General features: G+C 64.3%; 20 protein-coding genes. 12 read left to right on the top strand and 8 right to left on the bottom strand.

The window, feature by feature from the left end; all coding sequences use genetic code 11:
- Positions 1 to 34 precede the first annotated feature (34 nt).
- Together AAHM40_RS07760 and AAHM40_RS07755 are read left to right on the top strand one after the other, a co-directional pair.
- The gene (locus AAHM40_RS07760; protein WP_028628432.1) at positions 35 to 514 is read left to right on the top strand and encodes a YajQ family cyclic di-GMP-binding protein; all 480 of its coding nucleotides are present in this window, start codon (positions 35 to 37) and stop codon (positions 512 to 514) included.
- Between the two features lie 115 nt (positions 515 to 629).
- Positions 630 to 1457 (top strand): mechanosensitive ion channel family protein, encoded by an 828-nt coding sequence (locus AAHM40_RS07755; RefSeq protein WP_028628431.1) that lies wholly within the window; start codon positions 630 to 632, stop codon positions 1455 to 1457.
- Between the two features lie 61 nt (positions 1458 to 1518).
- On the opposite strand, the gene AAHM40_RS07750 is transcribed toward AAHM40_RS07755, so the two are convergent.
- On the bottom strand, positions 1519 to 3258 hold the full coding sequence (locus AAHM40_RS07750) for an AmpG family muropeptide MFS transporter (protein WP_342244132.1): 1740 nt from the start codon (positions 3256 to 3258) through the stop codon (positions 1519 to 1521).
- 87 nt (positions 3259 to 3345) lie between these two features.
- Entirely contained in the window at positions 3346 to 3732 is a 387-nt protein-coding gene (locus AAHM40_RS07745) for an MGMT family protein (RefSeq protein WP_342244131.1), read from the bottom strand.
- Between AAHM40_RS07745 and AAHM40_RS07740 the strand changes: the two genes are divergently transcribed.
- From AAHM40_RS07740 to AAHM40_RS07720, 5 genes are all read left to right on the top strand, one after another.
- On the top strand, positions 3731 to 4729 hold the full coding sequence (locus AAHM40_RS07740) for a DUF481 domain-containing protein (protein ID WP_342244130.1): 999 nt from the start codon (positions 3731 to 3733) through the stop codon (positions 4727 to 4729). The genes AAHM40_RS07745 and AAHM40_RS07740 overlap by 2 nt on opposite strands.
- A 129-nt stretch (positions 4730 to 4858) precedes the next feature.
- Complete coding sequence (locus AAHM40_RS07735; RefSeq protein ID WP_342244129.1) at positions 4859 to 5863, top strand: DUF481 domain-containing protein; 1005 nt, start codon at positions 4859 to 4861, stop codon at positions 5861 to 5863.
- Between the two features lie 197 nt (positions 5864 to 6060).
- Positions 6061 to 7017 (top strand): ornithine cyclodeaminase family protein, encoded by a 957-nt coding sequence (locus AAHM40_RS07730; RefSeq protein WP_342244128.1) that lies wholly within the window; start codon positions 6061 to 6063, stop codon positions 7015 to 7017.
- A gap of 10 nt (positions 7018 to 7027) precedes the next feature.
- Positions 7028 to 8152, top strand: coding sequence for an NAD(P)/FAD-dependent oxidoreductase (locus tag AAHM40_RS07725; protein WP_342244127.1), 1125 nt, complete (start codon positions 7028 to 7030; stop codon positions 8150 to 8152).
- A 79-nt stretch (positions 8153 to 8231) separates the two neighbouring features.
- A complete protein-coding gene (locus AAHM40_RS07720; protein ID WP_342244126.1) occupies positions 8232 to 8864 on the top strand; it encodes a helix-turn-helix transcriptional regulator in 633 nt (210 codons plus the stop codon).
- Positions 8865 to 9597: 733 nt separating this feature from the next.
- On the opposite strand, the gene AAHM40_RS07715 is transcribed toward AAHM40_RS07720, so the two are convergent.
- Complete coding sequence (locus AAHM40_RS07715; protein ID WP_342244125.1) at positions 9598 to 10557, bottom strand: GlxA family transcriptional regulator; 960 nt, start codon at positions 10555 to 10557, stop codon at positions 9598 to 9600.
- Positions 10558 to 10675: 118 nt separating this feature from the next.
- Between AAHM40_RS07715 and AAHM40_RS07710 the strand changes: the two genes are divergently transcribed.
- The 3 genes from AAHM40_RS07710 to AAHM40_RS07700 all read left to right on the top strand — a co-directional run bounded on the left by AAHM40_RS07710 (position 10676) and on the right by AAHM40_RS07700 (position 12518).
- A complete protein-coding gene (locus AAHM40_RS07710; protein WP_342244124.1) occupies positions 10676 to 11161 on the top strand; it encodes a nuclear transport factor 2 family protein in 486 nt (161 codons plus the stop codon).
- Positions 11162 to 11209: 48 nt separating this feature from the next.
- Positions 11210 to 11497 (top strand): GIY-YIG nuclease family protein, encoded by a 288-nt coding sequence (locus tag AAHM40_RS07705; RefSeq protein WP_342244123.1) that lies wholly within the window; start codon positions 11210 to 11212, stop codon positions 11495 to 11497.
- Between the two features lie 85 nt (positions 11498 to 11582).
- Complete coding sequence (locus AAHM40_RS07700) at positions 11583 to 12518, top strand: glutathione S-transferase family protein (RefSeq protein ID WP_342244122.1); 936 nt, start codon at positions 11583 to 11585, stop codon at positions 12516 to 12518.
- 70 nt (positions 12519 to 12588) lie between these two features.
- Here the strand turns inward: AAHM40_RS07700 and yejK are convergent, their stop codons facing one another.
- Both yejK and AAHM40_RS07690 read right to left on the bottom strand, forming a co-directional pair.
- Positions 12589 to 13596 (bottom strand): nucleoid-associated protein YejK, encoded by a 1008-nt coding sequence (yejK, locus tag AAHM40_RS07695; protein ID WP_342244121.1) that lies wholly within the window; start codon positions 13594 to 13596, stop codon positions 12589 to 12591.
- A gap of 62 nt (positions 13597 to 13658) precedes the next feature.
- The gene (locus tag AAHM40_RS07690; RefSeq protein WP_342244120.1) at positions 13659 to 14993 is read right to left on the bottom strand and encodes a TAXI family TRAP transporter solute-binding subunit; all 1335 of its coding nucleotides are present in this window, start codon (positions 14991 to 14993) and stop codon (positions 13659 to 13661) included.
- 111 nt (positions 14994 to 15104) lie between these two features.
- On the opposite strand from AAHM40_RS07690, the gene sbcD reads away from it, so the two are divergent.
- Both sbcD and AAHM40_RS07680 read left to right on the top strand, forming a co-directional pair.
- Complete coding sequence (gene sbcD / locus AAHM40_RS07685) at positions 15105 to 16325, top strand: exonuclease subunit SbcD (protein WP_342244119.1); 1221 nt, start codon at positions 15105 to 15107, stop codon at positions 16323 to 16325.
- Positions 16322 to 19750 carry an AAA family ATPase gene (locus tag AAHM40_RS07680; protein ID WP_342244118.1) on the top strand — a complete coding sequence of 1143 codons (3429 nt, stop codon included), beginning with the start codon at positions 16322 to 16324 and terminating at the stop codon, positions 19748 to 19750. The genes sbcD and AAHM40_RS07680 overlap by 4 nt, the downstream gene beginning before the upstream one ends.
- A 287-nt stretch (positions 19751 to 20037) precedes the next feature.
- Here AAHM40_RS07680 and rlmF read toward each other — a convergent pair whose 3' ends face one another.
- The 3 genes from rlmF to AAHM40_RS07665 all read right to left on the bottom strand — a co-directional run bounded on the left by rlmF (position 20038) and on the right by AAHM40_RS07665 (position 23306).
- Positions 20038 to 21024 carry a 23S rRNA (adenine(1618)-N(6))-methyltransferase RlmF gene (gene rlmF, locus AAHM40_RS07675; protein ID WP_342244117.1) on the bottom strand — a complete coding sequence of 329 codons (987 nt, stop codon included), beginning with the start codon at positions 21022 to 21024 and terminating at the stop codon, positions 20038 to 20040.
- A gap of 114 nt (positions 21025 to 21138) precedes the next feature.
- Positions 21139 to 22968: an SLC13 family permease gene (locus tag AAHM40_RS07670; RefSeq protein ID WP_342244116.1), complete on the bottom strand. Its 1830-nt coding sequence runs from the start codon at positions 22966 to 22968 to the stop codon at positions 21139 to 21141.
- Positions 22969 to 23009: 41 nt separating this feature from the next.
- The gene (locus tag AAHM40_RS07665) at positions 23010 to 23306 is read right to left on the bottom strand and encodes a winged helix-turn-helix domain-containing protein (protein WP_342244115.1); all 297 of its coding nucleotides are present in this window, start codon (positions 23304 to 23306) and stop codon (positions 23010 to 23012) included.
- Positions 23307 to 23335 lie beyond the last annotated feature (29 nt).

Raw genomic sequence — 23335 nt, 5'->3', positions numbered from 1 at the left:
GATGCAGATCGCGCCGTCTATCTGGAGGAATCCCATGCCCTCGTTCGACGTGGTGTCCGAACTGGACAAACACGAAGTCACCAACGCCGTCGACAACGCCATCAAGGAACTCGATCGCCGCTACGACCTGCGCGGCAAGGGTAGTTTCGAGTTCAAGGAACTGACCGTCACCCTGACGGCCGATGCCGATTTCCAACTGGAGCAGATGCTGGAAATCCTCAAGCTGGCCCTGGTCAAGCGCAAGATCGACGTCCAGTGCCTGGAGGTGAAGGACTCCTACGCCTCCGGCAAGGTCGTGAAGCAGGAAGCCGTGCTGCGCGAAGGTATCGACAAGGAGTTGGCGAAAAAGATCGTTGCGCACATCAAGGAAAGCAAACTCAAGGTCCAGGCCGCCATCCAGGGCGAACAGGTGCGCGTAACCGGCAAGAAGCGCGATGACCTCCAGGAAGCCATCGCAGCCCTGCGCGCCAAGGAATTCGGCATGCCCCTGCAATTCAACAACTTCCGCGACTGATCGGAATCTTCGCGACCGATCTGCGTCGCAAACCAGAGTCGTTTGAACCTTCGCTGCCATGGCTTGTCCATGGCGGCCTGGTTTTGCATTACTGAAACAGCGCAGGAGAATGCCCGTGGAGATGAACGTGGACCAGTTGGTCAAAGTATCCGAAGCCTGGTTACCCATAGTGCTGGAGTACAGCGGCAAGCTGACCCTGGCCCTCATCACCTTGTTGCTGGGCTGGTGGCTGGTCAACCTGCTGACTGGCAAGGTTGGCAACATGATGCAGAACCGCCGGGTCGATCGCACCTTGCAAGGATTCATCGGCAGCCTGGCCAACATCATCCTGAAGGTGCTACTGCTGGTCAGCGTGGCCTCGATGATCGGTATTTCGACCACATCCTTCGTCGCCGCCATCGGTGCCGCGGGCCTTGCCATTGGCCTGGCCCTGCAGGGCAGTCTGGCGAACTTCGCGGGCGGCGTGCTGATCCTGCTGTTCCGCCCGTTCAAAGTCGGTGACTGGATCGAAGGGCAAGGCGTGGCCGGGACCGTGGACAGCATCCAGATCTTCCACACCACGTTGAAAACCGGCGACAACAAAGTGGTGATCGTGCCCAACGGCAGCCTGTCCAACGGCAACATCACCAACTTTTCGCGAGAAAAGACCCGCCGGGTGGATATCAACATCGGCATTGACTACGACTGCGACATCAAGCGTGCGCGCCAGGTGCTGCTGGATATCGCTCGTGATTCTCGCGTCCTCAGGCACCCAGAGCCGGTGGTGTTCGTTACCGGGCTGGGCGAAAGCGCCATCAACGTCTCTTTGCGGGTCTGGGTTGCGACGGAGGACTACTGGGCCGTGAATTTTGATTTCATCGAGCGTGCCAAGGAGAAGATGGACGAAGCGGGTATCAGCATTCCGTTCCCCCAGCGGGTCGTGAAGCTCGTGCAAAGCGCATGAGCCGGACTCGCCCATGAAAAAGGCCGGCAAACTTGCCGGCCTTTTTCATGGCTCGCGCAAATCAGGGCTGCTCGGGGGAACCGGGCGTCGCGGAGGCATTGGACGAGCCGTTTTCCTTCGGCTGCTGGCGGTTGCGGCCCCATTGGATCGCGATCAGTACCAGGGTGGGTATACCCAGCAGGGCCGTGAGCAGGAAGAAGTTGTGGTAGCCGACGCTCTCCACCATCACCCCCGAGTAGCCGCCGATCAGGCGCGGCAACAGCAGCATGATGGAGCTGAGCAGTGCGTACTGGGTGGCCGAGAACTTCAGGTTGGTCAGGCTTGAGAGGTAGGCGACGAAAGCCGAGGTGGCCAGCCCTGCGCTGAAGTTGTCGCAGGAGATGGTCAGGATCAGCATGTTCAGGTGCGCGCCCATATCGCTCAGGGCTACGAACATCAGATTGGTGGCCGCCGAGCTTATGCCGCCGATGAAGAGGATCGGCAGGATGCCGAAACGCACGATGAGCAGGCCGCCGGCGCCTGCGCCCAGCAGGGTCATCACAAGGCCGAACAGCTTGCTGACGCTGGCGATCTGCTCTTTGGTGAAGCCCTGGTCGATGTAGAAGACGTTGGCCATCACGCCCATGACGGTATCCGACATCCTGTAAGTGGCGATCAAGCCGAGTAGGAGCAGTGCTTGCCAGCGGTAGCGCTGGACGAACTCACTGATCGGCGTGAGCACCGGCGCCATCAGCAGACGGCCGGCGGCGGAGAAGCAGGCCAGGGTGATCAGCAGGAACAGCGTGCCGCGCGGCCAGGCGCCGGAGGAGAAGGCCTTCACTGCGGCGGCGATGGTCACCAGGATCACGATCAGCACGATGATCGACACCGCCTGGTGCACGAAGTCGAAATTGGGCATCACCTTGCCCCGTGCCGCCACCAGCAGCTGTCGGCGCTGCTGGCTGAGCAGTTCGCGCACCGGCAGGATCTGGCGCATGCCCCAGGGTGACAGGCAGGTGATCAGGAAGATTGCATAGAGCGCTGCGCGTGGCCAGGCGCGGTCGAGCAAGCCGGTGATCATTGCCGGCAGGGAGATCAGCATCACCAGCAGGATCAGCACGGAAGAGAGCTGGTGCTTGAGCTTGAAGCGCGAGGTGGTGCTGGTCGCCGGGAGGTCCACTGGCGGCTCGCGCATCCACAGACTGGTGATCAGCCCTGGCAGCATCAGCAGGGCGAACAGCAGGTAGGTGCCAGCCCAGGCGCCGTATTCATAGACCTGGGCGGTGGACCCGAACCATTCGGCGAAGTACAGCGCACCCGCGGTGGCGAGCAGCGCGGAGACGCGGTAGCCCGTCATGTAGCTGGCGGCCAGCGCGGCCTGGCGGCTGTCCTCGGCGATTTCCAGGCGGTAGGCATCGATGGCGATGTCCTGGGTCGCCGAGGCGAAAGCCACCAGCACCGCCAAAGCGATCAGCCAGGTGAGGTTGGTCTGCGGATCGCACAGCGCCATGCCCACCAGCCCCAGGCCCACCAGCGCCTGGGACAGCACCAGCCAGGAACGGCGGCGACCGAGGCGGCCCAACAGTGGCAGGCGCCATTGGTCGAGCAGCGGCGACCAGATCCACTTGAAGGCGTAGGCCAGGCCGATCAGGCTGGCGAAGCCGATGGTTTCTCGGGATACGCCAGCCTCGCGAAGCCAGACAGAGAGGGTGGAGAACACCAGCATGTAAGGCAGGCCGGCGGCGAAGCCCAGCAGCAACAGCGAAAGGGTGGCTGGCGAGGCATAGGCGGCGATGGCGTCGCGCCAGGAACGATGGGGCATTAGCGGTGCGGTCCGAAAAGCGTGGGGCTGGGCATTGGGTTGCTCATGGCGTGCAGGAAAGAGGCGGGCAATAGGGCAGGGCGCACTCTAACCCTTGGGTGGCATGGGATGCCAGCCGTGCCGACGCATGTCCACCCGATCGTTCTGGATACTGACCCCTTCAGCCCGCAAACGTGCCCGTTGCTCGTTGCCGGATGGCGTTCCAAGCGCCAGGCTGAAGCGTCCGCCGGCCCCCAGGACACGGTGCCAGGGCAACTGGGTGCCGGTGGGCAGCTGGCTCAGGGTTCGCCCGACCCAGCGCGCGGCGCGGCCAAGCCCCGCCAACTCGGCCAACTGGCCGTAGGTCACCACCTTGCCCTCCGGCACTTGCGCCAGGGTGAGGTAAAGCGCCTCGCGGCGGATGTCCACGCTTGCCGTTGGCAAGTCCGCCCATGCATGCTCTGGCGCCTCTTCCTTCTTCTGCTTACCGACCATGCTGCTCCGTAGCCTGAGTGTTCTAATTCTGTGTCTGGCCGGCTCGCCCCTTTGGGCGGACACCGTCTGGCTGAACAACGGTGATCGCCTGACAGGCGAAATTATCGTGCTGGATGGCGGCAAACTGGCATTGAAGACCCAATACGCCGGCCAGGTGCTGATCGACTGGAAGGATATCGACACTCTCCGTTCGGAGAAACCGCTGCTGATCAAGCGTGAGGGGCTCGACAGCCAGCATAGCCGCAGCCTGAATGCAGCGGGCAAGGGCATGGTGCGGTTGGATAACGGCACGAGCGAGACGGTGCCTTTGGCCAGCATCCGCCAGATGGTGCCGCCGCGGCCCGTTCTCAAGGACCGCGTCTGGGAAGGCAATCTCGACGCCAAGCTGGACATGGAACGCAACGAGGACAGCAAGGACGAGTGGAAGCTCAAGGGCGACACCCGCGTCGAGCACGGCCGCTGGCGCCATGTACTGAGTGGCCAGTTCGAGAAGGAAACCAAAAACGGTGAGCGTACCGAGGACAACTGGGAAATCGAGTACGACCTCGACCGTTTCCTGACCCAGCACTGGTTCGTACGTGGCAGCTATGACCAGGACAACGACGACTTCCAGTTCTTCAATCGCCAGCGCGCCTATGGCGTTGGCCCCGGCTACCGCTTCTGGGACAACGAACTGGGCCGCTTCGACCTGATTGCCCAGCTCACGCGCTTCCAGCTCGAAAGCGACGCCGGCGATCTGGACTTCAATGCCTATTCCTTCGAGTGGGACTTCAAGCGGCTGATCTGGGGGACTCGCTTCGAGCTCTATTCCAAGGCCCAGCTCCAGGTGCCGCATATTGAGGAGATCGATTACGTGCTCGACAGCGAATTCGGCCTGCGCTATCGGCTCAATGACTGGGCGAGATTGTCGTTGCTCTACGAACTGGATCAGGTGAGGGGCCTGGGCGACACGTCGTCTGACCGGCACTACCTCATTGGTGTCGGCGTCGGCTGGTAGGGCTAAAACAGGTCACGTCCATCGATTTTCTGGAACTCGGTGGGCGCAGGTCGGTCAGTCCTTGCTCTGCCGTCGGTCATAAGGATAATGCCCGGCTTTTTTTGAGACCCTGAGCAAAGAAGCCGCTTTATGTTGTCCAGAACCCTGCTTTGCGTGGCGCTTGCCGCCGCATCCTCCGCCGTTTCCGCTGACACCGTCTGGTTGAAGAACGGTGACCGTCTTACCGGCACCATTCGCGTCTTCGATGGCGGCAAGTTGGTCCTCGAAACCGACTACGGCGGCACTATCCCGTTGGACTGGAAGAAGATTGCCACGCTGGAAAGCGACCGTGAGCTGCTGATCAAGCAAGGCGACATCGACGGCGAACGGGCTAAGTCCCTGCAGCGCGCCGACGAAGGCAAGGTCATCCTGGCCAACGGCGAAGCGCCCAAGGAAGTTGAGCTGGCCAGCATCGAGCAGATCATGAAGCCCAAGCCCCTGGTCGAGGACCTGACCTGGACGGGCAACGTCGATCTGTCCCTGGATTACAAGCGTGCGGAGAAGGACACCGACGACTACGACGTCGACTTCAACACCAAGGCCCGCCACGGCCGCTGGCGGCACAACGCCTCCGGCGAGTACAACCGCGAGTTCACCGACGACGTGAAGACCACGGACAACTGGGAAGCCGAGTACGCCCTTGATCGCTTCATCACCGAGAAATTCTTCTGGCAGGGCCGTGGCGAATACAAGCGCGACAAGATTGAAGAACTCGAACGCCAACGTACCCTGGGTACCGGCCCCGGTTACCAGTTCTGGGACGACGAACTGGGCGCATTCTCCCTGGCCGGCCTGGTCAACCGCAGCGACTATCAGTTCTCCAATGGCGAAAAGGAGAACTTCTATTCCCTGAGTACCAAGTGGGACTACAACCGCTACCTGGTTGGCAAGACGGTGGAACTTTTCACCACCGGTGAAATCGGTCGCCCCCTGGACAATACCGCTGACTATTCCCTGGATGCCGAAGTGGGCCTGCGCTACAAACTGACCGACTGGGCCTCACTCAACATGAAGGCGGAGAAGGACCAGGTCAGCGGCGCCGACGGTGAAATCGACGAAACCCGCTACACCGTCGGATTCGGTGTCGGCTGGTAAAGGCGGCTCCACCAGCACCTGCGGGGCGAATTGGCCCGCGTGCAATCTCGCTCCCGCGCGGTGTCCTCTCTCCAGGCGCTGCATTGCTTACACGCACGCGTCATTCTCGTACATCCGGGTCGTCGTCCCCTTGCTGGTATAAACTTAAAAGTCCAATATGGACAAAATGTTTATATCCACTCTTCGGGAGCGTCCCCATGTCCAGCACCCCGCCCCTCGTTCTCCAGCAAGCTGAAGCGCGCCATCTGCTCCAGCAGGTGGATGTGCATCAGGCGATGCGCCACATGTTCCTCGACCTCGCCGCTGGCGAAGCCGTGCAGCCTGCGCAGCAGCTGGTGGAATTCCCCAACGCGACCGGCGACTTCATCAATTACCTGGGCGTGCTGGCCAAGGACGGGGTCTACGGGGTCAAGACCTCGCCTTACATCAAGAAGCCCGATGGTGCCCTGGTCACTGCCTGGACCCTGCTGATGTCCATGGACAGCGGCCAGCCCTTGCTGCTCTGCGATGCGGGCGAGCTGACCACAGCGCGCACCGCCGCTACCACAGCGGTAGCGGTCGAATCCCTCGCGCCTGAGCAGGCACGCCGGCTGGCGGTGATCGGCAGCGGCCCCGTGGCCCGCGCCCACCTGCACTATGTGAAGGGGCTGCGCGACTGGCAGAGCATCGCGGTCTACTCGCCGTCCCTGGCGGAAGAAGCGGATACCCAGGCGCAATGGCGCGCCCAGGACTCGCGCGTGGAAATCAGTGCCAACCTGGAAGACGCAGTGGCCGACGCCGACGTGGTGATGCTCTGCACCTCGTCCGCCGGTCCGGTGCTGGATCCGCGCAGCCTGGCCAAGCCGGTTCTGGTCACCTCCATCAGCACCAACGCCCCGCGTGCCCATGAAGTGCCACCGGAAGCCCTGGGCGAGATGGAGGTCTATTGCGACTACCGCGCTACCACTCCGGGTTCTGCCGGGGAGATGCTGCTGGCGGCCGAGCGTCACGGCTGGAGCCGCGAGGCCATCCGTGGCGACCTGCCGGAGCTGGTCAGTGGCAAGGCACCGCGTCCGGACTACCGCCGCCCGGTATTCTTCCGCTCCATTGGTCTGGGCCTGGAAGACATGGCTTTGGCCAACGCCCTCTATCGTCTGCAACGCCAAGGCCAGTGAGGTGAACCCGATGACCCAGGTTGACTACATCATCATCGGCGCCGGTATCGCCGGCGCCTCCACCGGTTTCTGGCTGTCGCGCTATGGTCGCGTGCTGGTGCTGGAGCGCGAGGAGCATGCGGGCTATCACTCCACCGGCCGTTCCGCCGCGCTCTATACCGTCGCTTACGGCACGCCCCAGGTGCGAGCCTTGACGGCCGCCAGTCGTGCCTTCTTCGATGCACCGCCCGCGGGTTTCAGCGAACATCCACTGCTGACGCCGCGCGGCGAGATGGTGGTGGATTTCAGCGGGGATGCCGAGGAGCTGCAGCGCCAGTTCGACAGCGCACTGGAAAATGTCCCCGACATGCAGATGCTGACAGTGGACCAGGCCTGCGCCTTGGTACCCGTGCTACGCCGCGACAAGGTGCAAGGCGCGATGCTCGACCCCAGCGCTGCCGACATCGACACTGACGCCCTGCATCAGGGCTACCTGCGCGGCATTCGTCGCAACGGTGGTGAGGTGCGGCATAACTGTGAAGTGACCGGCGTTCGTCGTGAAGGCGAGCAGTGGCGGGTAGAGACTTCCCTGGGCAGCGTCCAGGCGCCCGTCCTGGTCAACGCCGCCGGTGCCTGGTGCGACCAGCTCGCGCAACTTGCCGGCGTTCCACCGCTGGGCTTGCAGCCCAAGCGCCGCGCCGCGTTCATTTTCTCTCCACCGGAAGGCGTGGATGCCCACAAGTGGCCAGCCCTGGTGAGCCTGGACGAGTCCTTCTACTTCAAGCCCGACGCCGGGATGCTGCTGGGCTCGCCGGCCAACGCCGACCCGGTGGACCCCCACGACGTGCAGCCGGAAGAGCTGGATATTGCCCTCGGCATCTACCAGATCGAGGAACACACCAGCATGACCATCCGCCGCCCCGCGCGGGTCTGGGCGGGCTTGCGTTCCTTCTTCCCCGATGGCGATCTGGTGTCCGGCTACGACCCGCGCACCCCGGGCTTCTACTGGGTAGCAGGGCAGGGCGGTTACGGCATCCAGACCTCCGCCGCCATGGGCGAGGCCAGCGCCTGCATGATCCTGCGCCAGCCACTGCCGGAGCACCTGACGCAATTCGGCCTGACCGAAGCCATGCTGTCGCCCGCGCGGCTGGGGTGACGACGCGGGCGCTTTGCGCCACACTCGCTGCGCCGGGCCCCCCGCCCGGCGCCGATCTTTCCGCTCCAGGAGCCGCTCCATGACCCCCCGCCCAGATCTCGTCCTGGATAACTACCGAGCTGTCGCCGACGCCATTGCCACGCTGTTCTTCCCGCATGCCGAGGTGGTGTTGCACGACCTGCGTACGCAGAAGATCGACTACATCGCCAACAACATCTCCAAACGCTGCGTGGGTGACGATGCGGCGCTGGAGGACATGCTCAGCGAGGACGTGGACGAGCGGACCATCGGCCCCTACGAGAAGCTCAACTGGGACGGCCAGAAGATCCGCTCCGTGAGCACCGTGCTGCGCGACGCCCAAGGCGCGCCGGTCGCCTTGCTCTGCATCAACCTGAACATCTCCATGTTCGAGGCGGCCAAGGCGGCCCTCGACCTGTTCCTTTCCTCCAGCAAGCTCATCCCCCAGCCCGATGCGCTGTTTCGCGACGACTGGCAGGAGCGCATCAACACCTTCCTGCACAATTGGCTGCGCCAGCGTCAACTCGGCCTCAACCTGCTGACCCGCGAGCACAAGCGCGAGCTGGTCCTGGCCCTGCATGCCGAAGGTGCCTTCAAGGGCAAGAGCGCCGCCAACTACGTAGCCAATGTCCTCAACATGGGGCGTGCCACGGTCTACAAGCACCTCAAGGAATTGAAGGAAGAGTCGGTCTAGGGCATGCCTGGCTGGGCGAATTCCTGTAGGGGCGAATTCATTGGCTATGTCTGCGTTAAGTGTTTCTAGAACGTCCTGAGCCAGGCTGCTTGCCGAATTCTGGGGATGTTTCTGGTTTCGTCCCCCCGGACGAGTCCCTTTCTCAAACGCCAGAAAGGAACCAAAGGGCTTGCCCCTGCATCCGGCCCCGGCTTCGCCGGGGTTCCCTCCCTCCATCGTTGTTACTCGCTTCGCTCGCCCTTCGGGCCGCACTGAAGTGCGTTCGCTGCAAGCAGCGTCCGGGGGCACGGCGCGAGGGGCCATTCTTGGCCCCACACGCCTCTCGCGGCATCCATGCCGCTCGTCCCCCTGCGCAACGATTCCGCTCGGCCTCCTGAAGGGGCGCAGTCGCTGCCCCACCTCGTCTGCCCGGTTTCAGGCCCGTGTGGGCTTCCGGTTGACTCATGCCTCGCCGGCGCGAGTCACCCCTCGCCCTCTGGGGTGAAGAGGCACGCTTTCGGAAGCATTGCTTCCGGTGGCGATGAACGCATGAGCGCGAAGCGATCAGGCCGGGGCGCAGGGCGGGGGCGGGGGTGAGGGTTGTATCCGGCTGGCGCGGAAGCCTGGAGGGCCCGCGCTAGAAAGCTTCACTCAACGTTGCAACAGCTAACGCAGACATAGCCAATTCATTCGCCAAGCGGACCGAAGGTACGCCAATCGAGCCGTTCTGGTGGGCTGAAGCCCCCCCTAAAAGTCAGGCGTCCAGCGGCGTGCGCAGCCGCCGCCTGAAGGCCCCCGGCGTTTCCCCGCATAGCTGCTTGAACAACTTGGCGAAGGTCGCCCTGTCGGCGTAGCCCACCTGGGCCGCTACCTGTTCCAGAGAGTGCGCCGGGTTGCGCATGGCCGTCTGTGCAGCGCTGATACGCAGACGCTGCACGTAGGCATTCGGGGTGAGGCCTGTGGCGGCCCTGAAGCGCCGCAGCAGCGTGCGGCTCGAGCAATGGGCGCGCTGCGCCAGGGCGTCCAGATCAAGAGGTTCGGACAGGTTGCGTTGCAACCAGAGCAGCAAGGGGCCGATCTGCGGGTCGTCGCTGCCGGCGGTCGGCATCAACGGGGCGAAACGTGATTGGCGTCCGCGTTCCCTATCGAACACCATGGCGCCGGCTACACGTTGTGCGAGCCAGTCGCCTCCATGCCAGTCGATCAGGTGCAGGCAGAGGTCCAGTCCGGCCTGGGCGCCGCCCGAACAGAACAGGTTTCCGTCTTCGGTCAGCAGAGCGTCCGGTTCCAGGCGCACCTGTGGATAACGTTTGCGGAACGCCGGCGCCAGGGCCCAGTGAGTCGTAGCGCGGCGGCCGTCGAGCCGTCCCGAAGCGGCCAGCAGGAAGGCGCTGCTGCAGAGGCTGGCGAGTTGCTGCGTATCGGGCCGCGCGGCCAGCCAGGGCAGCAGTTCATGGTTGGCGGCCAGAGTCTTCTCCACCGCGGGGCCGGTGGCGGTGAGCAGCACCAGGTCAGCCGACTCCGCAAGGGCCAGGTCACCGTCAACCCGCACCTCGGCCATGCCGATATCCACAGGTTGGCCGTCGCGACTGAAACGCTGCACCTGGAATAGGGGTTCCCCGGTCAACTGGTTCGCCAGGCGAAAGGCATCATCGGCAGTGGCCAGGCTGGAGCAGACAGTCTGCGGGCAAACGAAGAGGGCGACGCGAATCATGGGGCGGGCTCACGAGGGAGGTTTGGCGATTATTGACACAAAGTTGGCGATGCCGCCAATCGCCGTCTGGCCCATCCGGGTCAATACTTCAATGCAAATCCGCCTACCGGAGTTGCTCATGGCTCATCCCAATGCCGAACTCATCACCCGCTTCTATCAGGCCTTTCAGCAGCTCGACGCCGAGACCATGGCGGCCTGCTACAGCCCCGATGTGCACTTCAGCGATCCCGTGTTCACTGACCTGAACGGCCAGGAGGCCGCCGATATGTGGCGCATGCTCGCCAGCCGCGCCCAGCAGTTCAGCCTCACCTTCGACGACGTCGAGGCCGACGACCTCAGCGGTCGTGCCAGTTGGGTGGCCACTTACCTGTTCAGCCAGACTGGGCGCATGGTGGAGAACCGTATCCAGGCCCGCTTCCTCTTCTCCGACGGCAAGATCATCGAGCACCACGACAGCTTCGACCTCTGGCGCTGGGCCCGGCAGGCCCTGGGGGCCAAGGGGCTGCTGCTGGGCTGGTTGCCGCCGGTACAGAACGCCATCCGCAAGCAGGCCGCGCGGGGGCTGGCTGCCTACCGTACGGGGGCGCTGAAGGACTTGTCTTGAGGTGGTATGGCATTGCCTAATGCGGCGGCCTTCCAACAGGACCCCGCAATGCCCGAACACGTCGAAGCCGTCCCTGCTGCCAAGCCCTGGTTCGTCTACCTGGTGCGTGCCGAGAACGGTGCCCTCTATTGCGGCATCAGCGACGATCCGCAGCGGCGCTTCGCCCAGCACCAGAGCGGCAAGGGCGCGCGTTTCTTCCATTCCAGCCCAGCTCAGGCCCTGGTGTTCGTCGAGGCCTGCGCCGACAAGGGCGAAGCCCTGCGTCGCGAGCGCGCCATCAAGCAGTTGCGCAAGGCGGCCAAGGAGCGCCTGGTAGCACTCCATCCAGCCGGCTGATGCCGTGCCATCAGGCGCAGGGCATGGGCCACCCCGGCCGCGCCGGGTAAGCTGCGTTATCCACAGACCTGACGCGGAGACCGTCATGCACGAGCTGATCCTGCACCACTACCCGACTTCACTCTTCGCTGAGAAGGCCCGCCTGATGCTGGGATTCAAGCAGCTGTCCTGGCGTTCGGTGATGATCCCGCCGGTGATGCCCAAGCCTGACCTCATCGCGTTGACTGGCGGTTACCGCAAGACCCCCGTCCTGCAGGTGGGGGCCGATGTTTACTGCGACACCTCGCTGATCGCACGCCGTCTGGACGCGGAAAAGGCGACGCCGGCGTTCTTCCCGGAAGGGCAGGAGCTCATCGTCGCCAGCTTCGCCCAGTGGGTGGATTCGGTGGTGTTCCAGCACGCCGTGTCCCTGGCGTTCCAGCCAGAGTCGGCGGCACTGCGCTTCGGCAAGCTGCCGCCGGAAGCGGTGAAGGCCTTCATGGCTGACCGTGCCGGACTGTTCAGTGGTGGCAGCATGACGCGCCTGCCGTTGGAGCAGGCCAAGCACAACTGGCCGGCGATCATGGCCCGTGCCGATCAGCAGCTTTCCCGCAGCGAGGGCGACTACCTGTTTGGCGAACCGTCCATCGCCGACTTCTCCCTGGCGCACTGCCTGTGGTTCCTCAAGGGCACTCCGGTGACTGCCCCGCTGGTGGACGACTACCCGGAGGTGGCTGCCTGGTTGGGTCGCGTGCTGGGTTTCGGCCATGGCTCTGCGGGCGAAATGCGGTCGAGCGAGGCTGTGGACATCGCCCGTAACGCCGAACCGGCGGCCCTGCCGGTTGAAGACTTCGTCGACCCCAACGGTTTCGCAGCGGGCCAGAAGGTACTGGTGGCTGCCACCGATTACGGTGTCGATCCGGTGGAAGGCGAGCTGATGTTCGTGGGCCGCGAGGAAATCATCCTGCGTCGCGAGGACGAATGCGCGGGTGTCGTGCACGTGCATTTCCCGCGCCTGGGGTTCCGCATCGAAGCCCGTTGAACCGGGGCGAACCGCTTTTCTGTGGGGGCGAATGAATTGGCTATGCCAATGAATTCGCCCCCACAGGGATTCAGTCCTTGCGCCGTTTCAGCTGATCTTTCAGCTGCGTCGGCAGTTGCCGGATGATCAGCATGTCACGGCCTTCGTCGTACTCGATCTTCGAACCCAGCAAGTGAGCTTCGAAGCTGATCGACAGGCCCTCTGCACGGCCGGTGAAGCGCTGGAACTGGCTCAAGGTGCGCTTGTCCGGCGGGATTTCCGGGGACAGACCGTAGTCCTTGTTGCGGATGTGTTCGTAGAAGGCGCGCGGGCGGTCTTCGTCGATCAGGCCGGAAAGCTCGTCCAGGGTGATCGGCTCGCCCATCTTTGCCTGCGTCGTGGCGTAGTCGACCAGGGTTTTGGTCTTCTCGCGGGCCTGCTCTTCTGCAAGGTCCTCGCTTTCCACGAAATCGCTGAAGGCCTTGAGCAGGGTGCGGGTTTCGCTGGGCGGGTCGACGCCTTCCTGGCAGCCGATGAAGTCGCGGAAGTAGTCCGAGACCTTCTTGCCGTTCTTGCCTTTGATGAAGGAGATGTACTGCTTCGACTGCTGGTTGTTCTTCCACTCGGAGATGTTGATGCGCGCAGCCAGGTGTAACTGGCCCAGGTCCAGGTGCTTGGCCGGTGCCACTTCCAGCGAGTCGGTCACGGCCACGCCTTCACTGTGGTGCAACAGGGCGATGGCCAGGTAGTCGGTCATACCTTGCTGGTAGTGGGCGAACAGCACATGGCCGCCGGTGGAGAGATTGGACTCTTCCATCAGTTTCTGCAGGTGCTCGACCGCCTGGCGGCTGAAGGCAGTGAAGTCGCGCGCGCCTTCCTGGTACTCCTTCAGCCAGCCGCTGAAGGGATAGGCGCCGGATTCCTCGTGGAAGAAGCCCCAGGCCTTGCCTTGCTTGGCGTTGTAGCTCTCGTTGAGATCGGCCAGGAGGTTTTCCATGGCCTGGGATTCGCCCAGCTCGCTATCCCGGGCATGCAGCACGGCGGCGCTGCCGTCGGGCTTCTTGTCGATGAAATGAACGATGCAGTGGCGGATGGGCATGGATCTTCGCTCTCAGGGGCACATCCGGCGCGAGGAAGCGCCGGCCTTAAAAGTGCGCCAGTTTACCCGACCTGATCCACGTCTGCCTGCCGACTCTGCAGCGCCTGTAGCCGCTCGATCACGTAGCGCAGGTGTACGTGCAGGTCGTACAGCTCATTGGAGTAGGACAGTGGCACCTCCACCTTGGCCAACTGCCGTTCCAGTGTCCCCAGCGCCTCGATCTGGGCGGTGAGCTGCTCCGGCGGAGTGCTGGTGTCCAGTTTGCGGTCGATCTCGCGCAGGTACTTGTACCAGCGGTAGATGCGTGCGCGGATGCGCCAGCGGTAGATCGGACCTACCGCCTTGGTCAGCGGGATCATGATCACCAGCAGCGGGATCAGCAGGATGATGTAGCGGTCGGCCAGGGAGGCGATGCGAAAGGGCAGGTAGCGCTGCAGGATCGGCAGGCCTTTCTCGTAGTAGTAATCGGCCTCGCTCAGGTTGGAGAGCGTTTGCGGCTTGGCGCTGGGGTAGGTGCCGGGCGGGTCGAGCAGGGTACCGTTCTGCATCACTTCACGCGCCGCTTCGAGGATCAGCGGGGTGAGCGAGGGATGGAATTCATCATTTGCCACCAGGGTGGCCACCGGCGCCAGGGTGCGAATGTCCCGCGAGGGGCTGTTGCTGGCCAGGTTGAGCAGGCCTTCGCCTACTTCCAGCCTGGTCAGGTAGGGCAGGCGCGCGCGATAGGCTGCACTGCGGCGCAGGCTCACCAGGTCCAGCTCGGGACTGGCGGCCAAGCGCTGCACCACGGCGCTTTCCGCCGGACCGAGGAAGAAACCGGCGTCCAGCTCGCCGCCCAGCAGGGCGCTGGCCGCCGGGCTGCCGCTGATGGACTGCCACTGCGGCGGGTAGCCTTCCGGGGTGATCTGATTGGCGGCGAGGAGCGCATCGCTGACCGAACGGGTGCCGCTGTTAGGTGCGCCGATGGCCACCCGCAGCTGCAGCAGGTCGGCCATGCTGTCGATCTCCCGTTCCTTGCGTTTGAACAGCCAGAGCGGCTCCTGGTACATCACGCCGAGGCCATGCAGGTGTTCGCGTTCCTTCGCGCTCAGGGTGAGCTCCTGGCCACTCTGCACCAGGGCGATTTCCACCTCGCCGCTCCGCAGTTTGGCCAGGTTGTCCAGCGAGCCGGTGCTGCGCACCAGCTCCAGCTCGAAGCCCTGCTTGGCCAGCTCTTCCTTGAGTTTCTCGCCGAAAGCGTTGTAACCACCCGCGGGGCTGCCGGTGGCCAGCCGCGCATGCATGGGTGGCGGCGGCGCGACGAAGTAGAAGAGGGCGCCCACCAGGGCCGCCATCACCGGGATCAGCCAGAGGTTGGCCAGGAGCATGATCTTGATGTCGCGAAGGATGCGTTGCATGGAAGTCCTTGTCTGCAGCGAGTGCTGGGAAGGATAGCGGCTCTGCGGTTGCCAGGCCGCGAAGGAAATGACAGGGTGGCCGGCAGTTCCGTTCCGTCACAGTGATTCCCGATGCGCATCCTCCATACGTCTGACTGGCACCTGGGCCAGCACTTCATGGGCAAGACTCGGCAGGCCGAGCACCAGGCTTTTTGCCAGTGGCTGATCGAACAGGTGCGCGAGCGCCAGGTGGATGCCGTGCTGATTGCCGGGGATGTGTTCGACACCGGCGCGCCGCCAAGCTATGCCCGCGAGCAGTACAACCAGTTCATCGTCGAGTTGCGCGACGCCGGCGCCAGCCTGGTGGTGCTCGGCGGTAACCACGACTCGGTGGCCATGCTCGGCGAAAGTCGCACCCTGTTGGCGCAGCTGGGTACCCGGGTGGTGCCGGCCGTGGGCGTTGAACTTGATCAGCAACTGCTGGTGCTGAAACGCCGCTCCGGCGAACCGGGGGCGATTCTCTGTGCCATTCCCTTCATCCGTCCGCGCGACGTGCTGCAGAGTCAGGCCGGGCAGAGCGCGGTGGAGAAGCAACTGTCACTGCAGCAGGCGATCCAGGACCACTACCAGCAGCTCTTTTCCCTGGCCCAGCAGCGTCGTGCCGAGCTGGGTGGCGGCCTGCCTATCATTGCCACCGGCCACCTGACCACCGTGGGCGCCAGCGCCAGCGAGTCGGTGCGGGAAATCTATGTCGGCTCCCTGGAAGCCTTCCCTACCAGCGCCTTCCCGGCGGTGGACTACATCGCCCTCGGACACATCCACAGGCCGCAGAAGGTCGGCGGCCTGGAGCACATCCGCTATTGCGGCTCGCCCATCCCGCTGGCCTTCGACGAGGCGTCCCAGCAGAAGGAGGTGCTGTTGGTGGAGATGGACAGCATTGGGCTGCACAAGGTCGAGGCCCTGCCGGTACCACGCTTCCAGGCCCTGCATTCCCTGCGTGGCTCCCTGGCGGAATTGCCTGCGCAGCTGGCCGAGGTGGCGCGCGAGGGCACCCCGGAGCGGCCGGTCTGGGTGGAAGTACTGGTGAGCACGGACGACTACCTCAACGACCTGCAGGCGCGTTTGCTTGCGCTCTGTGAGGGCTTGCCCGTGGAGGTGCTGCGCATCCGCCGCGAGCGCGGCAATGCAACCAGTAGCCTTGCGTCCCAGGCGCGGGAAACCCTCGATGAGTTCAATCCGGAAGAGGTCTTCCACAAGCGCCTGGCGACTGAAGAACTGGACGACGCCCTGCGCAGCAATCTGTTGGGAATGCACCGGGAGGTGTTGGCCGATCTGTGGGAGGGACAGGCATGAAAATCCTCAGCCTGCGCTTGAAGAATCTCAACTCGCTGAAGGGCGAGTGGAAGATCGACTTCACCGGTGAACCCTTCGCCGGCAACGGCCTGTTCGCCATTACCGGCCCCACCGGCGCCGGCAAGACCACTCTGCTCGACGCCATCTGCCTGGCCCTTTACCACCGCACGCCGCGCATGGGCACGGTGTCGGCCAGCATCAATGAGCTGATGACCCGACACACCGCCGACTGCTTGGCCGAGGTGGAGTTCGAGGTGAAGGGCGTGGCCTACCGCGCCTTCTGGAGCCAGCGCCGCGCTCGCGACAAGGCCGATGGTGGCCTGCAGCCGCCCAAAGTCGAGTTGGCGCGGGTGCAGGACGGGGACATCCTCACGGACAAGATCAACGACAAGCTCAAGCTGACCGAGAACCTGACCGGTCTCGATTTCGAGCGCTTCACCAAATCCATGCTGCTGGCCCAGGGCGGTTTTGCCGCCTTTCTCGAAGCCAATGCCAACCAGCGTGCGGAGCTGCTGGAAGAGCTGACCGGCACTGAAATCTATGGGCGTATTTCCCAGCGGGTTTTCGAGCGGACCCGTGAAGTGAAGGCAGGGCTGGACCAGTTGCGCGCCCGTGCTGAGGGCGTGGAGCTACTGAGCGATGAGCGCCGCGCTGCACTGCAGCAGGAGGCAGAAACCCTTGCGAACGAAGCGCAGCATTTGCAGGCCCGCCAGGTGGATCTGCAGCGTCAGCGACAGTGGCACGATGAACTGGACAAAGCACTGACCCGCAAACAGCTTGCCGAGCAACAGGGCTGTGTCGCCCGGGCTGCATTGGAACAGGCTCAGCCACAACTGGCACGGCTGGCCGCCAGTGAACCGGCCAACCGGCTGTTGCCGCTGCACCGCGACTGGCAGCGGGCCCAGCAGCAATTCAATCAGGGCGAAAGCGAGTTGCGAGTGACTCGCCATGAACTGCAGACGCTGGCCGAACGTATCCTCGACCAGCTCTGGCAGGGCGCCCAATTCGGCGAGCAATGGGTGCAGGAGCGCCAGGGTGCGCTTGAGGGGCTCCAGGCTGAGCGTGAGGCCCTGGAGAAACGACTGTCCGAGCAGCCCCAGCGAGCGCGCCTGGGCGAGCACCTGGGCGCCTGGCGGGTTGAACTCGGCGCGCTGAGCCGACGCCAGGAAGAATGGACCGAGTTGCGTCGCGTCCAGACCGAACTGAAGCATCAGGCCGGAGCGCTGGAGGCTCGCTTCGAGCAGGCTCGCACGGCCCTGGAGAGTGCCCGATTCAAACAAGGCCAGGCCCAGCAGGGAGAGGTTGAGGCGCAGGTGCAGCTCGATGTGCTTCTAGGCGGGCAGGACGACGCGGCGCTGCGTGCGCAGTGGCAGCAATTGCTGGAGCGTGGGCGCCAGCTGGAACGTCTGGAGCAGTTGTCCCTGCAGCGCAGGCAGCTGTCTGAGCGGCAGTCCCGTGCCCGCGAGCAGCTGCAGCCACTGCAGGAGGAGCAGAAAGCCCTCAGCGAGCAGCGCGACGGCCTGCGCCGCCGCTTCGCCGAACTCAAGCAGCAGATCACCGACAAGGAAAAGCTCCTCGAACAGGAGCAGCGTATTCAACAACTGGAGGCCTATCGTGCAGCCCTGCAGCCGGGCGAAGCCTGCCCCTTGTGCGGTTCCCATGACCATCCGGCCATAGCCGAATACCAGGAACTCAGTCTTTCCGCCACCCAACAGGGGTTGCAGGACTGCAAGGTGGCCCAGGATGAGGTGCGTCAGCAGGGGGAAAGCCTGAGCAATCGCCTGGCCGCCCTGGAGGCGCAGATCGCTCAGCTCAATGAATCCCTGCAGGGGGGTGAAGCGGACCAGCGCGAGTTCGTCGAGCGCTGGCGTGAGCTGTGCCAGTCCCTGTCGCTGCAACTGCCCGATCTGACAGCCTTGCAGGCGGAACTGCAACGCCATGCCGAGGGGCTAAAGGCGCTGCAGGAGCGCCTGGCGCAGCTGGATCAGTTCAAGGCTGCCCTCGCTCGCGCCCGCGACCTGCGCCAGCAACGCGATACGACCCTGCAAGATTGCACCAGCCAGCTCGCTTTGCTGGAGAAAGACCAGGCCGGCTTGCGCCAGCAGGAGCAGGCCATCGCCCTTCGGCTGGATCAACTGAATAGCCAGCAGCAGGAGGCCCGCGAGCAGTTGGCCGCCGGTCTGGCGCCGTTGGGCTACAGCCTGCCGGCGGCGGGGGAGGCCTGGCTGGCAGAGCGCGAAGCCGAATGGCAACAGTGGCAGGAGGATCAGGCCGCCAGCCAGCGACTGGAGGGCCAACTACGCGATCAGCAACACGCACTGGAGATTGCCCGCGAACAGGCCCGCCTGTGGCTGGGGCGCTGGCAGGCATCCGGGCACAGCGGGCAAGCGCCTCTGTCTCCGGTGGACGATCCCCAGAACGCATTGGCGGACGTACAGGCGGAACTCGACGCAGCCCAGCAACGGCTCAATCAGCTCAAGGGCACGGAGCGAAGTCAGGACCAGCGGGTTCACGAGGCCCGTCAACAGCTGCATCTGCAGCTGGATGCCTGGCGCCAAGGGCTGGGCGCCAGCCCCTTCTCGGACGAGGCGGCCTTCCTCGCCGCCGTGCTGGATGAGGCGGAGCGCAGCGCCCTGCAGGAGCTGCAGCAGCGCCTGAGTCGTGAGTTGGGGGATGCCGAAGTCTTGCTGGCAGATGCACGCATCCAGGCCGAACGCCTCCAGGCAGCACCCCAGAGCGAACTGGACCGGGAGCGGCTGGAAGGGGAATGGCAGGCGCTGGGCGAACGCATGCGCGAGTCGAGCCAGCGCCAAGGCGAAATCCGTGCCCAGCTCAGCGGTGACGAGCAGCGCCGTCAGAACCAGCAGGCGCTGTTCGCCGACATCGCCCATCAGGAAGCCGAGTACGATCTCTGGCAGCGTTTCAACAGCATGGTGGGGTCAGCCGACGGTGCCAAGTACCGCAAGTTCGCCCAGGGCTTGACTCTGGATCACTTGGTGCATCTGGCCAACTTGCAGCTGCAGCGTCTCCATGGCCGCTACCAGTTGGCGCGTCGTCAGGGTGGCGAGCTGGAACTTGAGGTGGTGGATACCTGGCAGGCCGACGTCGTCCGCGACTGCAAGACCCTGTCCGGTGGCGAGAGCTTCCTGGTCAGCCTGGCGCTGGCGTTGGCACTGTCTGACCTTGTCAGCCACAAGACCAGCATCGATTCGCTGTTCCTCGACGAAGGCTTCGGCACTCTGGACGGTGAGACCCTGGAGATTGCCCTCGACGCCCTGGATGCACTGAATGCCAGCGGCAAGATGATCGGCGTGATCAGCCACGTGGAAGCGCTGAAGGAGCGCATCCCGGTGCAGCTGAAGGTGCACAAGGGGGTCGGCATGGGCTACAGCCGGCTGGATGCGCGTTTCGCGGCGCAGCCTTAGGACGGGCGGCTGCCGTGTGAGATTCCATGTCGACGCCGTAGTTCTCAAGTGTGGATGGCGCTTTTCCATCCATCAGCGGCGCGATGCCGGCCCTCGAATGGTGGACCGGTGAAGCGTGGTCCACCCTACGGCTGAAGCCCATCGTTGGGTGTCGGGGAGGCCCGGCCGTTCGTAATTGGGTCGAGCGTGCGATACCCATCAGCCCTGTCCGCATGGGTATCGCTACGCTCCGCCCATCCTACGGAGTTCCGAATGAAATCCGAGAAAACTCCCGGATTGCATCGGGGTTACCAGCGCGCCTTGCGCCAGGCCTCGCGCTGCGTGGCGTCGAGGAAGGTCCAGGCGACGAAGCGGCTCTGCTTCTGGCCCTGGGCCATTTCCACCACCTGCACCTCCACGGCGTCGCTGCGGCGCAGGCGGGCTTCCATTCCGGGCAGGTTGCCGCCCTTGGAAACCAGGCTGCTGAACCAGAGCACCTGCTCCTTGAACTGCAGGCTCTCGTCCACCATCCGCTGCAGGAAGCCAACTTCGCCACCGTCGCACCAGAGTTCCGCGCCCTGACCGCCGAAGTTCAGCACCGGCAGCTTGCGCTTGGGGTCGAGCTTGCCGAGGTTCTTCCACTTGCGTTGACTGCCGCGGGTGGCTTCTTCCAGGGAGCTGTGGAAGGGCGGGTTGCACAGGGCCAGGTCGAAGCGCTCGCCCGGCGCGATCAGACCCTTGAAAATGTTGCGCGGTTCGGCCTGGTGGCGCAGGTCGATGGCGTCGCCGAGCTGGTTGGATTGGATGATGGCCTGGGCCGAGCCCAGCGCAGTGCGGTCGATGTCGGTGCCGGTGAAGTGCCAGCCATACTCGCTGTGGCCGATCAGCGGGTAGATGCAGTTGGCGCCGATACCGATGTCCAGCGCCTGGACGCTTTTGCCGCGCGGGATCTGCCCGCCATTGCCAGCGGCCAGCAGGTCGGCGAGGCCGTGCAGGTAGTCGGCGCGGCCGGGGATGGGCGGGCAGAGGTAGCCAGCGGGAATGTCCCAGTGACGAATGCCGTAGAACTGCCGCAGCAGGGCACGGTTGAATACCTTGACCGCCTCCGGGTCGGCAAAGTCGATGCTTTCCTTGCCGTAGGGGTTGGTGATGACGAAACGCGCCAGTTCCGGGCTGGTCTGGATCAGTTGGGGAAAGTCATAGCGGCCCTGGTGGCGATTGCGAGGATGCAACTGCCCCTTGCTGGCGGGTGGCTTGGCTGGGGCGGTGCGAGGGCGCTTTGGAGGCTGGGGCATGGTGGCGGTGTCGGCAGGGGAAACGCGGCATTTTCCCACAGGCACGGGCTTTGCGTCAGGAGCGTCGAGCAGCAGGAGCTGCGTGGGCTCCGCGGTTGTGCCCCTCATCCAGGCTCAAAGCGGGAACACCAGTGGCACCAGGAAGACGCTGACAATCATCACCAGCACGGTGAAGGGCACACCTACCCTCACGAAGTCACCGAATCGGTATTGGCCGGGGCCCAGTACGAGGGTATTCACGGGCGAGGAGATGGGCGTCATGAAGGCAGCCGATGCCGCCAGGGCGACGATCATCGCGAAGGGGTAGGGTGACATCCCCAGTTGCTGGGCTGTGGCGATGGCCACCGGGGCCATGAGCACGGCCGTGGCGGTGTTGGAGATGAACAGGCCAATCAGTGCGGTGACGATGAACAGGCTGGCGAGCATGGCGTAGGGGCCGGCATTGCCCAGCAGCGCGACCAGCCCTGTCACTGCCAGGTCGATACCGCCGGTCTGCTGCAGGGCCTGGGCGAAGGGCAACATGCCGACGATGAGGATCAGGGTCGGCCAGTGGATGGCGCGGTAGGCGCTGTCCAGGTCGATACAGCGGAAGGCGCCCATCAACAGGCAGCCGATCAGCGCGGCCATCACGTTGGGCACCAGGCCACTGACCATCAGGAAGATCATCACCGCCAGGCTGAGCAGGGCGTAGGGGGCCTTGCGCGCGGTGGGGGCTACTTCGTTCACCTCGGCGGGCAGGCTCAGCACCAGAAAGTCGCGGCTCTGGCCCTGCAACTGATGAATGCACTTCCACTCGCCGGCCACCAGCAGGGTGTCGGAGGCCTTGAGCTTCTCGTCCACCAGCACGCCTTCCAGCGCTTGGCCGTGGCGGCGCAGGCCCACCACGTTGAGCTGGTGGCGCGATCGAAAGCCCAGTTCCTGGATGGTCTTGCCCGGCAGTTTCGACTCCGGCGGCAGGGCCACTTCGGCCAGTCCTAGCTGGTGGGCATGCAGGCTGTAGTAGGAAGCTTGCAGCGGCAGGGGTTCCAGGCCCAGTTCCTGATAGGCACCGAGCAGGCCGATGGCCGGACTGGCGAGGTCCACCAGCAGCACGTCGCCGGGCTCCAGCAGGGTATTGCCGGTGGCCATCAGCAGCAGGGTACGGAAGCGGCGCTGGCGTTCGACGGCGATCACATTGATGCCGTACTGCTTGCGCAGCTCCAGTTCGTTGAGGGCTTGGCGCGCCAGTGGCGAGTCGGCGCGAACCTTCAGGCGACGTTCCCGTTCGTTGAGCTCGTAAGCCGTGGCCAGGTCTGCGAGGGTGAGACGGGGCGCAGCGGCGGCATCGTCGTTGCCTCTGGGCGTCAACCAATGACGAGTCAACAGCATGTAGACGATGCCCACGGCCAGTACGGCAAGGCCTACCGGTGTGAGGCTGAAGAAGCCGAATCCGTCCAGGCCGGTTCGACGCAGTTCGCTGTGCACCACCAGGTTGGGGGCGGTGGCCACCAGGGTGAGCATGCCGCTGATCAGTCCGGCGAAGGCCAGCGGCATCATCAGCCGTGCCGGGGCGATCTTCAGCCGCGCGGCGACGCCCAGGGCGACCGGAATGAAGATGGCCACCACACCTGTGGAGCTCATGACGGAGCCCAGGCCCGCAGCGGCCAGCATCAGCAGCACCAGCAGACGCGTCTCGCTGCTGCCGGCCCGGGCCACCAGCCAGTCGCCCAGGCGGTAGGCGATGCCGGTGCGGACCAGGCCGTCACCGATGACGAAGAGGGCGGCGATGAGCACCACGCTGGGGTCGCTGAACCCGGCCAGGGTGTGCTGGATATCGAGGATGCCGGTCAGTGGAAGTGCGACTATGACCAGCAATGCGACCACGTCCATGCGTGGCTTGTTGAGAACGAACAGGGTGATGGCGGCCATGAGCAGGCCCAGCACCATCAGCAGATCGACGTTCAATCGGTACTCCCGGAGGTTCCTTGGCGGGGAGCGGCAGTTTGTCAGGGGTAACCCAGGACGGCCTTGATCTGTTGCAGGTTAGCGGCGATCCAGCGCTTGTCGATTGGGCCCCAGTTGCGGATCACGTAGTGTCCGGCGTTGTTGCGCTCGCCTTCGGTCTGTTCGAAATGGCAATCGATATCCAGTTCCGCCAAGGCCAGCAGGGTGTCCTGGGCGGTGCGGCGCGGCATGCCGGTGGCGTCCATGAGGGCCGGGATGCTGGTGGCGGTGCCGCTGTCGATCAGCCAGGCAACATAAAGGCGGCGGTAGAAGCTGGTTCGGGTCTTGCTGATTTCCATGGGCATTCCCTGCGTGGCGAACGGTGCAA

Source organism: Pseudomonas sp. OTU5201 (assembly GCF_038440135.1).
Lineage (GTDB): Bacteria > Pseudomonadota > Gammaproteobacteria > Pseudomonadales > Pseudomonadaceae > Metapseudomonas > Metapseudomonas resinovorans.
This window is presented reverse-complemented; position numbering and strand designations above follow the sequence as displayed.

Excerpts from the sequence above, each read along its gene's own strand:
- AAHM40_RS07725 (WP_342244127.1), top strand. The coding sequence starts at position 7,028 with ATGACCCAGGTTGACTACATCATCATCGGCGCCGGTATCGCCGGCGCC.
- AAHM40_RS07730 (WP_342244128.1), top strand. The coding sequence starts at position 6,061 with ATGTCCAGCACCCCGCCCCTCGTTCTCCAGCAAGCTGAAGCGCGCCAT.
- AAHM40_RS07715 (WP_342244125.1), bottom strand. The coding sequence starts at position 10,557 with ATGATTCGCGTCGCCCTCTTCGTTTGCCCGCAGACTGTCTGCTCCAGC.
- AAHM40_RS07700 (WP_342244122.1), top strand. The coding sequence starts at position 11,583 with ATGCACGAGCTGATCCTGCACCACTACCCGACTTCACTCTTCGCTGAG.
- AAHM40_RS07720 (WP_342244126.1), top strand. The coding sequence starts at position 8,232 with ATGACCCCCCGCCCAGATCTCGTCCTGGATAACTACCGAGCTGTCGCC.
- AAHM40_RS07710 (WP_342244124.1), top strand. The coding sequence starts at position 10,676 with ATGGCTCATCCCAATGCCGAACTCATCACCCGCTTCTATCAGGCCTTT.
- AAHM40_RS07690 (WP_342244120.1), bottom strand. The coding sequence starts at position 14,993 with ATGCAACGCATCCTTCGCGACATCAAGATCATGCTCCTGGCCAACCTC.
- sbcD (WP_342244119.1), top strand. The coding sequence starts at position 15,105 with ATGCGCATCCTCCATACGTCTGACTGGCACCTGGGCCAGCACTTCATG.
- AAHM40_RS07680 (WP_342244118.1), top strand. The coding sequence starts at position 16,322 with ATGAAAATCCTCAGCCTGCGCTTGAAGAATCTCAACTCGCTGAAGGGC.
- AAHM40_RS07705 (WP_342244123.1), top strand. The coding sequence starts at position 11,210 with ATGCCCGAACACGTCGAAGCCGTCCCTGCTGCCAAGCCCTGGTTCGTC.
- AAHM40_RS07665 (WP_342244115.1), bottom strand. The coding sequence starts at position 23,306 with ATGGAAATCAGCAAGACCCGAACCAGCTTCTACCGCCGCCTTTATGTT.
- AAHM40_RS07735 (WP_342244129.1), top strand. The coding sequence starts at position 4,859 with ATGTTGTCCAGAACCCTGCTTTGCGTGGCGCTTGCCGCCGCATCCTCC.
- yejK (WP_342244121.1), bottom strand. The coding sequence starts at position 13,596 with ATGCCCATCCGCCACTGCATCGTTCATTTCATCGACAAGAAGCCCGAC.
- AAHM40_RS07740 (WP_342244130.1), top strand. The coding sequence starts at position 3,731 with ATGCTGCTCCGTAGCCTGAGTGTTCTAATTCTGTGTCTGGCCGGCTCG.
- rlmF (WP_342244117.1), bottom strand. The coding sequence starts at position 21,024 with ATGCCCCAGCCTCCAAAGCGCCCTCGCACCGCCCCAGCCAAGCCACCC.
- AAHM40_RS07750 (WP_342244132.1), bottom strand. The coding sequence starts at position 3,258 with ATGCCCCATCGTTCCTGGCGCGACGCCATCGCCGCCTATGCCTCGCCA.
- AAHM40_RS07745 (WP_342244131.1), bottom strand. The coding sequence starts at position 3,732 with ATGGTCGGTAAGCAGAAGAAGGAAGAGGCGCCAGAGCATGCATGGGCG.
- AAHM40_RS07760 (WP_028628432.1), top strand. The coding sequence starts at position 35 with ATGCCCTCGTTCGACGTGGTGTCCGAACTGGACAAACACGAAGTCACC.